The following is a 10,465-nucleotide window of genomic DNA, read 5'->3' as shown; positions in this document are numbered from 1 at the left end:
GTATTATTAAAGATATTCCCATATGTGGTAACTTTAATAGCGTTAGTTTTATTCTCTAAATCATCACAAGCACCAAAAGCATCAGGTGAACCATTTGATGCTGGTAAGAGATAGTGCTTAAAAATTAAAATTAAAAATTAAGTTAGAAATTCATTCTTTGAATGAATTTCTAATAAAATACTTAAATAATCGTATAGGAGGGCTTGAGTTATGAAAATATTTATAGATACTGCAAATGTAGAGGAAATTATATCAGCAAATGATATGGGGGTTATTTGTGGAGTTACTACAAATCCATCTCTAATAGCTAAAGAGGGAAGAGATTTCAAAGAAGTAATAAAGGAAATTACTACCATAGTTGATGGACCAATAAGTGCAGAAGTAATTAGCCTGAAATATAATGAAATGGTTAATGAGGGCATTGAATTAGCAAAGATACATCCTAATATAGTTATAAAAATTCCAATGACTATAGATGGATTGAAGGCAGTAAAAATATTATCCTCTAAAGGAATAAAAACAAATGTAACATTAGTTTTTTCAACAGCGCAAGCATTATTAGCTGCTAGAGCTGGAGCTACTTATGTAAGCCCTTTCATAGGAAGAGTTGATGATATAGGTAGTAAGGGAATTGAGCTTATAGAAGAAATTGCAGCAGTTTTTAGAATACATGATATAAAAACTGAAATTATATCAGCAAGTATTAGAAATTCTATACATGCGATAGATGCTGCATTAGCTGGAGCTCATATAGCAACTATACCATATAGCGTATTAGTTCAAATGACTAAAAATCCGTTAACAGATATAGGAATAGAAAAATTCTTAAATGATTGGAATAATAGTACTAAAAAATAATATAGTGTATTTTATGTTAAAGTGCACGGTCACCAACTTTTATTAAAAAATTAACTTTAAACTACTTTTATTAATGACATCTAAAGTGCTAACAAGATATATTAAAATTTATATCTAATTTCTTTGGATGTCTATTTTTATGGTTATTATTAAAAATAACATAAATAAACAATTAGGAGGGGTAAAATGAGAATTAAAAAGGGAAACCTAAAAAAATTCTTAGCTTCAGTTGCGGCGTTTACTTTCATAGTAGGTAATTTGCCTATGAATCTAGTAAAAGCAGTGGCAGAGGAAGTATCAACAGAAACGGTCCAAATTCTTGCAACTACCGATTTGCATGGAAGGTTTGTTCCATACGAATATGCAAGAGCAACAAGATCAGATGGAGGATTAACTCAAATAGCTACATTAGTTAAGCAAGAAAGAGATAAAAATGAAAATACTGTTCTTGTTGATAATGGAGACAATATTCAAGGTAATTATAATCACTTATTTCTAAATGACGAAAAAAATCCTATGATGCTAGCAGTAAAAGAAATAGGATATGATTCATTTAGTTTAGGTAATCATGAATTTAATTTTGGGATGGACAAGCTATTCCAAATAACTAATCAAATAAAAGGTGATGTAAAGGTTTTATGTGCTAATCTATATAAGGGTGATGAAAGAGTTTTTGATGCATATACAATAAAAGAGTTACCTAATGGAGTAAAAGTTGCAACAATTGGTGTTGTTACTCCCCATATTGACAAGTGGGATGGACCAAATTTAGAGGGATATACACCTAAGAATCCAACTGAAGAAGTGGCAAAGGTTATTCAAGAAATAAAAGCTGCAGATGGAGCAGATGTATATGTAGTTACATCACATATGGGTTTTAATAATGAATATGGTAAAGGCGATTCAGCAAGGGAAATTGCTGAAGCTAATCCTGATGTAGATGTAATAGTTATGGGACATAGCCACGAAGCATTTGCAGAAAAAACTGCTGGAAATGCTATTTTAATTCAACCAGCTAATAACGCAGGAAGTCTAGGTAAAGTAGAATTAAAACTAGAAAAATCAAATGATGGATATATAGTTAAAGAGAAGAAAGGAACATTGTTAAAAACAACAGGAGTAGCAGAAAATGAAAGTCTAGTATCAGCTTTAAAACCATATGATGAAAGAGCAAAGGCAGATGCAAGCATAGTTATTGGTAAATTAGAAGGCCCAAGCTTAGCTGATAAAAATGAAATAGCTGATATTCCAGAATCATTAGTTAGAGATCAAGGGATAACAGATTTCGTAAATGAAGTTCAATTATATAATAGCAAAAAGCATTTAGAGTCAAAGGGAATAGATGCTAACACTGGATACCAAGTATCAGCTGCAGCATTATTTGATGCTGGATCAAATATGTTATCAGGAGATATCAAAAAATCTGATGTATCAAATATATATAAATATGACAATAAGCTTTACACAATAAAAACAAATGGAAAGCAACTTAAGAGATTTATGGAATGGACAGCATCAATATATAATACATTTAATGTTGGAGATTTAACAGTATCATTAAATCCTAATATAAGATTATATCAATATGATATGTTTGATGGAATTAGCTATGAAATAAATATTTCTAAACCTGCTGGAAGTAGAATTGAAAATGTGAAGTTCGAAAAAGATGGAAAAGTTGTTGAAGATACTGATGTAGTTTATTTATCAGTAAATAACTACAGATATGATTCAGTACTTAATGCATCTACTAATCCTGTATTCGAGCCTGGAACACATGAAAAAGTTTATGACACTAATAATGATCAAATATCAGATATGAGAGATTTAATAACTGACTATATTGTAAAAATTAAGGGTGGAAAAATAAGTAGAAATATAGATAACAACTGGAAATTGACAGGAGTTAATTATGATGAAACTTTAAGAAAAGAAGCTGTTAAATTAGTTAATGATGGAGTACTTAGCATACCAGTATCAGATGATGGAAGAACTCCAAATGTAAGAAGCTTAACTTGGAATGATGTCTTAAAGGCTAAGAATATGAAGAGAGTTGAGTTAGTAAGCTTTAATGATTTACATGGAAACGTTCAGGAAAGCGGCAAAAATGTTGGAATCGCTAAATTAGCATCAGCAATAAAAGCGAGAACTGCACTAAATGCTTCCTCTAATTATGAAGCTATACCACTAGCAGCTGGGGATTTATATCAAGGCACAGCAATATCAAACCTTACTAAAGGTGCACCAGTAAATGAGTTTTTAAAGGATATAAATATACCTGCATCTGCAGTTGGAAATCATGAATTTGACTGGGGAAAAGAATTAATTCCTACATGGGAAAAAGCAGGTAATTTTGATTTCTTAGCTGCTAATATTATAGATAAAAAAACAGGAAAACCTGTTGAATGGGCAGATCCATATAAAATTATTGAAGTAGATGGAATTAAAGTTGGTTTAATAGGAGTTACAACACCTGAAACAGCTTATAAGACAACTCCAGCAAATGTTGCTGATTTAACATTTGAAGATCCTTCAATATCAGTTCAAAAATATGCTGATAAATTAAGGAATGAAGATAAAGTTAATGCAGTTGTTGTATTATCTCACTTAGGAGCAACAACAGATAAAGATGGAAAGCCTGTTGGAGAAGCTGTAGATTTAGCAAAGAAAATTAAAAATGTTGATGCAATTATAGCGTCTCATGATCATCTATTTACTAATGTAGAAGTTAATGGAGTTAAAATAGTTGAAGCTGGAAACAATGGTAGAGCTTTATCAGTATTAACATTTGATTTTGACAATACAGGAAAATTAGTTTCACTTGGAGCTAATTTAGATAAGCTTTATGAAAGAAGTGCTAATATAATACCAGATGAAACATCAACAAAAATAGTTAGTAAATATGAGGCTGAATTAAAACCAATATTAAGTGAAAAAGTAGCGGATTTAGATAAAGATCTATCACATGATAGAAATGAAGGACTTACACCTCTTGGAACAGTTGTTTCTGAGGCAATGAGAAAAATTGCAGGAGTAGATATTGCTATAACTAATGGTGGAGGAGTAAGAGCACCATTGTCAGCAGGAGTATTAACAATTGGAGATTTATATACAATACTACCTTTTGATAATACTTTAGTAACAATGGAATTGAAGGGGTCAGATGTAAAAGCTGCAATAGAACATGGAATTATGCCAGATAACTTTGGCTGGGGACAATTCTCAGGAATTAAAGTTTGGTATGATAAAGATGCTAAAGCAGGAGAAAGAATTACTTCAATCAGATTAGCAGATGGAACTCCATTAGATATGAATAAATATTATACAGTTGTAGTTAATGACTTTATGGCAACTGGTGGAGATGGATATAATTTTAGTAATGCTAAAAATATGAAAGATACAAATTTAGTTATGAGAGACGAGATAGTTAAAGAATGGAAGGCTAATGGCGTAGATACAAATATAGACAACTTATTAATTGCTGGAGTAGATGACACAAAAACACCTATAAATCCAGGAGAAAATTCAGGTGGAAACACAGGTGGAAACAATAGTGGAGAAGAAGGCTCAAATAATCAAAGTAATTTACCAACTACTGGGGGACAAAATCCTATAAACCTGCTAGTATTTGCTATATTAATATCAGGAGTTGGATATGTAATGTTTAGAAAGAAGAGTGAAGAAAAAGCTAGTTAGTAATATTTTAAGGAGCTATCTTAATGATATAGATAGCTCCTTTTTAATTAAATAAGTATTAAAATTATAAATAAGGAAATAATAGTAATATTATAATTAATAAAATTATCCTTGATAAATTAAATATATTAATTCATAATATAAATACATATATAAAATCCAAGAGATTCATATCTTTAATATTTATATCTGAAAATATCCCAATTTAGAATTTATTAAATTTAAATATTGATTTTTTATTCATAATTGAATTATAAATAAAATTATCCGTGGAGGTGCAGTTTTGACTAAAGAAATATATGAAAGAAAAACATTAGCTGAATTAAAAGAAATAGCTAAGCAACTTAATATAAAAAATATAAGTAAATTAAAGAAGAATGAGCTTATTGATGCAATAATTGAAAATTCACCAAAAAGTATAGAAAAAAATGGAGTTATATTACAAGAAAAGATAACACCTAAAGTGAAAGCTGAAGAAGTAAATGTAGTGAATAATAATTTTAATAAGGAAATCAGAGAAGAAAAAAAAGAAGAAAAAAAAGAAGAAATTAAAGAGGAAAATAGGGAAGAAAAAAGAGAACGACTAAAAGTTATGATAAATGAGTCTAATACTGCTAAAGGCGTATTAGAAATATTAGAAAATAATAGCTTTGGCTTTTTGAGATGTAACAATTATCAAACTGGTGAAAATGACGTATATGTATCACCATCTCAAATAAGGAGATTTAATCTTAGGACTGGTGATGAAGTTGAAGGAAAGGTAAGAGAAGCTAAAGAAGGAGAAAAGTTTAAAGCATTACTTTATGTTGAAAGAGTAAATGGAGAAAATCCTGAAAGAGCAGTTGGAAGAAAATCTTTTGAAACATTAACGCCTATATATCCTCAAGATAGATTACATTTAGAAACTAATAATGAAGGAGATTTATCTTCAAGATTAATGGATATAATTTGTCCTATAGGTAAGGGGCAAAGAGGGATAATAGTTGCGCCTCCTAAGGCAGGTAAAACAACTTTATTAAAAAAGGTTGCCCAAAATATATCTAAAAATTATCCGGAAGTTAAACTTATAGTTCTACTTATAGATGAGAGACCAGAAGAAGTAACGGATATGAAGAGATCAATAAATGGTGATGTTATATATTCAACTTTTGATGAAGAACCTCAAAACCATGCAAAGGTATCTCAAATGGTATTAGAAAGAGCCAAAAGAATGGTTGAACAAGGAAAAGATGTAGTTATATTACTAGATAGTTTAACTAGACTTTCTAGAGCATATAATTTAACGATTACTCCAACAGGGAGAACATTATCTGGCGGATTAGATCCAGGTGCTTTAATAATGCCTAAAAAATTCTTTGGGGCAGCTAGAAATATCGAAGAGGGTGGAAGTTTAACTATACTTGCAACAGCCTTAATTGATACTGGTTCTAGAATGGACGATATGATATTTGAAGAATTTAAGGGAACTGGGAATATGGAAGTTCATCTAGATAGAAAGCTTCAAGAAAGAAGAATATTCCCAGCAATTGATATATACAAATCTGGAACTAGAAAAGAAGATTTAATTTTATCAGATGAAGAGAAGGAAGTTGCATATTCAATTAGAAGAGTTATGTATAGAGATGGAAACATAGAAAATGTGACTGAAAAATTAATAAATATGCTTACAAAAACTAAAAATAACAAGGAATTCATAAATATATTTAGTAAAAGTGAAATAGAGAAAAAATAATCTGAAGAAAAAATGTGTATAGGGTAATACCTTATACACATTTTTTATTTAAATATTAATTTATCAGCTAAATTTACTATTTTTTCCTTTGAATAACAAGAGGATAACTTAGATAATTTGTAACGCATTTTTTCTAATTCATTTGGATTAGAAATTAAATTATCTATTGCAAAATTTAACTCTAAAAGATTATCTACATATAAAGCATATCCATTGGAGGTTAAAAACTCTACATTTTGAGTTTCCTGCCCTGGTATGGCAAATGGAATTAATAACGGTAAATTTTTAGTTATTGCTTCAGTAACTGTAAGACCACCAGGTTTACTTATTATTAAATCTGAATATTCCATTAAAGAATCAACATCTCTTGAGAAACCAAGTATATGAAGTTTTTTATCTTTAATTGAATATTTATATTCTTTGAGTAGGTCTTCCCTTAATTTCTCATTTTTTCCGCATACAACTGTGATTCTAAGTTTATTTGAGTTATTTAATAATTCTTTCAAAACATAAGAAATATTTTTCAACCCCATGCTACCACTCATCAGCAAAATATTGAAATAGTCATCGTTTTTAGTTGCCTTTATATCAGATTTATTTTCTAAAAATTCATCTTTAACAGGAATTCCAAAAGTAAATATTCTTCTAGAATCTATTCCTCTTTTGGCTAAATCCTCTTTTGTATTTTCGCTTGCAGTAATATAAGCATCTATATTTTTATCTATATATGTTGAATGAGCCTTAAAATCAGTTACTATAACTATTACAGGTTTGTTTAAGCCTTTTCTTTTAAGCGATCCCATTATATTTACTGCAAATGGATGTGTAACTAATATTATATCAGGACTAATTGAATTAATTAGTTTAGATATTTTTCTTTTAGTAAAGCAAAAAACAAGAGATAAAAGTTTATTTGTAAAACCTGTATCAGTAAGTTTATATGCTAATCCATAAGTTTTTGGGAAAAAAGATGCTGATATTTCATAACCACTAATAAATAGCTTGGTTAATATTTTACTATTATTTTTTAAAAAATCATGGCGTATAACTTCATATCCAGAGTTTTCGAATGAACTAGATATTGAGTTTGCAGCTTGATTATGACCTTCCCCTGTAGAAGTTGTTAATATTAAAATTTTTTTCATGATTAAATAACACTCACTTTTCTAAATAACATAATATAATTAAGTTACGAGTTGAATTATATATTAATTCTGTAAAGATAAATAGTTAATTCAGATTTAAATAAAAAATTAAAAATATTTATTTAAATATAATTACAATTATATTATATTATAAAAATTGATGTAAAACATAAAAAAGTAAAATTCTAAGATAAAATTAAGAAATAAAAGAAAAAATGGGAAAGACTATGTCTTTCCCAGAATTTCTATTTGTTAAGATTAAATCTCTTATTGAATTTGTCAACTCTTCCGCCAACATCAATAATTTTTTGTTTACCAGTGAAGAATGGGTGGCATTTAGAGCATATTTCTACTTTTAGTTCATCTTTAACTGAACCAGTTGTAAAAGTATTTCCACATGCACACTTAACTACAGCTTCGTGGTTGTATTTTGGATGTATGCCTTCTCTCATATTTTTCACCTCTTTCGACTACTTAAATAACCATTTGAGTATATCATAGGTGCTTTATTGAGTCAAGGAATTACATAATAAAAATATCTTTGATTAGTTATTATATAAGATGCTATAATCTTAGTATATCTAATGAAAAGGAGACGTATTATGAGTAAATTATATTTTAGATATGGGGCTATGAATTCAGGAAAATCAACACATCTAATGCAGGTTGCTTATAACTATGAAGAAAGAGGAATGAATGTTGCATTAATTAAACCTTTTACGGATAAAAAGGGTGGAGAAAGATTAGTTTCAAGATTAGGTGTTGAAAGAAAAGTAGATTTAGTTATTTATGATGAAGATAATATATTAGAAAAGGTTGAAGAATATAAAGAAAAAAATAAAAAAATAGATTGCATATTAGTGGATGAAGTTCAATTTTTAAAATCAAAGCAAATAGACCAATTATTTGAGATAGCAGTTGTTTTAGATATACCTGTAATATGCTATGGTTTAAGAACTGACTTTAAAATGCAAGGATTTGAAGGAAGTATAAGATTATTGTTACTTGCTCATAGTATAGAGGAAATGAAAACAATATGTAAGTGTGGAAGAAAAGCTGTGTTGAATGGAAGAAAAATCAACGATAGATTTGTTTTTGAAGGCGAACAAATAGCTATAGATAATGTTGATAATGTTGAGTATGAATCTCTATGTGGACACTGCTATTTCAAATATAAGAATAATTTATAAATAGAAAGAGTGGTAAAATTGAGGAAATGTGAAGTTGGAGGCCAAGCAGTTATTGAAGGAGTCATGATGAGAGGAAGCAAGGGGCAAGCTACAGCTGTTAGAACTCCCAATAAGGAAATAAAAATAGATTTTAAAAAAATAGTTCCTATAACAAAAAAATATAAGTTTTTAAATATTCCATTTATTAGAGGAATATTTGTACTCGTTGATTCCCTTATTACAGGAATTAACACTTTGAATTATTCAGCAGAGTTTTTTGAAGATGAAGAGGAAAGTGAATCAAAATTTGAGCTTTGGCTAAAAAATAAATTCGGAGAGAAAAGCAATGATTTAATAATGGGAGCAACTATGCTTTTATCATTTACTATTGCTATAGGTTTATTTGTAGCTTTACCTACAGCAATTGCATCATTGTTTAGTTATTTCAATATTCCAGCTATAGCTTTAAATTTAATAGAAGCGATAATTAGAATTGCGATTTTACTTATCTATATGTACTCCATAAGTAAGATGGATGATATTTACAGAGTTTTTCAGTATCATGGAGCAGAGCATAAATCAATATTTTGTTATGAAGCGGAAGAGGAATTAACAGTAGAAAACGTAAAAAAATTTAGTAGGTTTCATCCAAGATGTGGGACTAACTTCCTATTTTTAATTATGTTTGTCAGTATTATAATTTTCAGCTTTACCGGTTGGGGTGGATTTTTCCAAAGGCTATTGCTTAGAATACTATTAATTCCAGTTGTATCAGGAATAACATATGAGTTAATTAAATGGCTTGGAAAAAGCAATAATAAATTATCGAAGGTAATAGCATACCCAGGATTAAAGCTTCAAGAGCTTACAACAAAGGAGCCAGATGACGATCAAATAGAAGTAGCTATTGCAGCTCTTATGAAAGCAGAAGGTCTTAAACCTAAAGAAAAAACAATAGGTGAATTGCTAGATATAGCTTCTAAAGAGTTAAAAGAAGTGAATATAGATACCTATATTTTAGATGCTCAATTATTATTAGGTACTGTTTTAGCAAAAGATAAGTTGTATATAATAACAAATAGAGATAAGAATGTTTCTATAAAAGATGAGAAGGAATATTTTGAATTAGTTGAAAAAAGAAAAAATAAAATGCCTATAAAATATATTTTAGGCGAAACAGAATTTATGGGATTAGATTTTAATGTAGAAGAAGGCGTCTTAATTCCAAGAGGAGATACAGAGATATTAGTTGAGGAATTGCTATCAGTAATAAATGAAGAAGATGAACTAAATGTTTGTGATTTATGTTCTGGAAGTGGTGCAATTGGAATATCTCTTGCAAATTATAGAAAAAAAATAAATGTAGAAGAAATTGATTTTTATGAAGCCCCAGAAAAAATAACTAAAAAAAATATTATTAAGCATGGATTAGAGGATAGAGTCAAATTTATAAAAAGTGATTTACTAAAGGAGCCAATAAGTAAGGGGAAGAAGTATGATATAATAGCTTCAAACCCACCATATATAAAAGCAGATGAAATAAGCAATTTAATGGATGATGTAAAAAAATATGAGCCTCATACAGCACTAGATGGCGGAGATGATGGATTAGTATTTTATAAAAGAATAATAGAGGAAAGTAAAACTACATTAAATAATGAAGGAATACTAGCTTTTGAAATTGGTTATGATCAAGGGAAAGAAGTTAGTAATTTAATGAGAGAAGCTGGATTTTACAATATAAAATTGGTAAAAGACTTGGCAGGGTTAGACAGAGTTGTGCTGGGATACTTTAAATATTGATAAATTTCTATTTCTTGTGATATAATATGGAGATATTAAAAAATATAGTACGGAGTGATATT

7 protein-coding genes and 1 pseudogene are annotated in these 10,465 nt (G+C 29.0%); 6 read left to right on the top strand and 2 right to left on the bottom strand.

Annotated features, from left to right (window positions below):
- The 4 genes and pseudogenes from I2E83_RS18100 to rho all read left to right on the top strand — a co-directional run.
- Positions 1 to 114: pseudogene (locus tag I2E83_RS18100) on the top strand (ABC transporter permease); the annotation flags it as partial.
- Between the two features lie 96 nt (positions 115 to 210).
- Entirely contained in the window at positions 211 to 858 is a 648-nt protein-coding gene (gene fsa / locus I2E83_RS17415; RefSeq protein WP_195431283.1) for a fructose-6-phosphate aldolase, read from the top strand.
- A 186-nt stretch (positions 859 to 1,044) separates the two neighbouring features.
- A complete protein-coding gene (locus tag I2E83_RS17410; RefSeq protein WP_195431282.1) occupies positions 1,045 to 4,554 on the top strand; it encodes a 5'-nucleotidase C-terminal domain-containing protein in 3,510 nt (1,169 codons plus the stop codon).
- A 283-nt stretch (positions 4,555 to 4,837) separates the two neighbouring features.
- Complete coding sequence (gene rho / locus I2E83_RS17405; protein ID WP_195262774.1) at positions 4,838 to 6,286, top strand: transcription termination factor Rho; 1,449 nt, start codon at positions 4,838 to 4,840, stop codon at positions 6,284 to 6,286.
- Positions 6,287 to 6,330: 44 nt separating this feature from the next.
- On the opposite strand, the gene I2E83_RS17400 is transcribed toward rho, so the two are convergent.
- Positions 6,331 to 7,431, bottom strand: coding sequence for a glycosyltransferase (locus I2E83_RS17400; RefSeq protein WP_195431280.1), 1,101 nt, complete (start codon positions 7,429 to 7,431; stop codon positions 6,331 to 6,333).
- Between the two features lie 245 nt (positions 7,432 to 7,676).
- A complete protein-coding gene (gene rpmE, locus I2E83_RS17395) occupies positions 7,677 to 7,883 on the bottom strand; it encodes a 50S ribosomal protein L31 (protein WP_008676589.1) in 207 nt (68 codons plus the stop codon).
- A 150-nt stretch (positions 7,884 to 8,033) separates the two neighbouring features.
- On the opposite strand from rpmE, the gene I2E83_RS17390 reads away from it, so the two are divergent.
- Positions 8,034 to 8,621 carry a thymidine kinase gene (locus I2E83_RS17390; RefSeq protein WP_195262772.1) on the top strand — a complete coding sequence of 196 codons (588 nt, stop codon included), beginning with the start codon at positions 8,034 to 8,036 and terminating at the stop codon, positions 8,619 to 8,621.
- Positions 8,622 to 8,639: 18 nt separating this feature from the next.
- Positions 8,640 to 10,403, top strand: a complete 1,764-nt coding sequence (gene prmC / locus I2E83_RS17385; protein ID WP_195431278.1) for a peptide chain release factor N(5)-glutamine methyltransferase — start codon at positions 8,640 to 8,642, stop codon at positions 10,401 to 10,403.
- The last annotated feature ends 62 nt before the right edge of the window (positions 10,404 to 10,465 follow it).

It is taken from the genome of Clostridium sp. D46t1_190503_E9 (genome assembly GCF_015555225.1).
Lineage (GTDB): Bacteria > Bacillota > Clostridia > Clostridiales > Clostridiaceae > Clostridium.
Note: the sequence above shows the minus strand (reverse complement) of the source record. Positions and strands in the feature narration are given on the sequence as shown.

Coding starts and splice junctions, on each gene's coding strand:
- fsa (WP_195431283.1), top strand. CDS start 211: ATGAAAATATTTATAGATACTGCAAATGTAGAGGAAATTATATCAGCA.
- I2E83_RS17410 (WP_195431282.1), top strand. CDS start 1,045: ATGAGAATTAAAAAGGGAAACCTAAAAAAATTCTTAGCTTCAGTTGCG.
- I2E83_RS17400 (WP_195431280.1), bottom strand. CDS start 7,431: ATGAAAAAAATTTTAATATTAACAACTTCTACAGGGGAAGGTCATAAT.
- rpmE (WP_008676589.1), bottom strand. CDS start 7,883: ATGAGAGAAGGCATACATCCAAAATACAACCACGAAGCTGTAGTTAAG.
- I2E83_RS17390 (WP_195262772.1), top strand. CDS start 8,034: ATGAGTAAATTATATTTTAGATATGGGGCTATGAATTCAGGAAAATCA.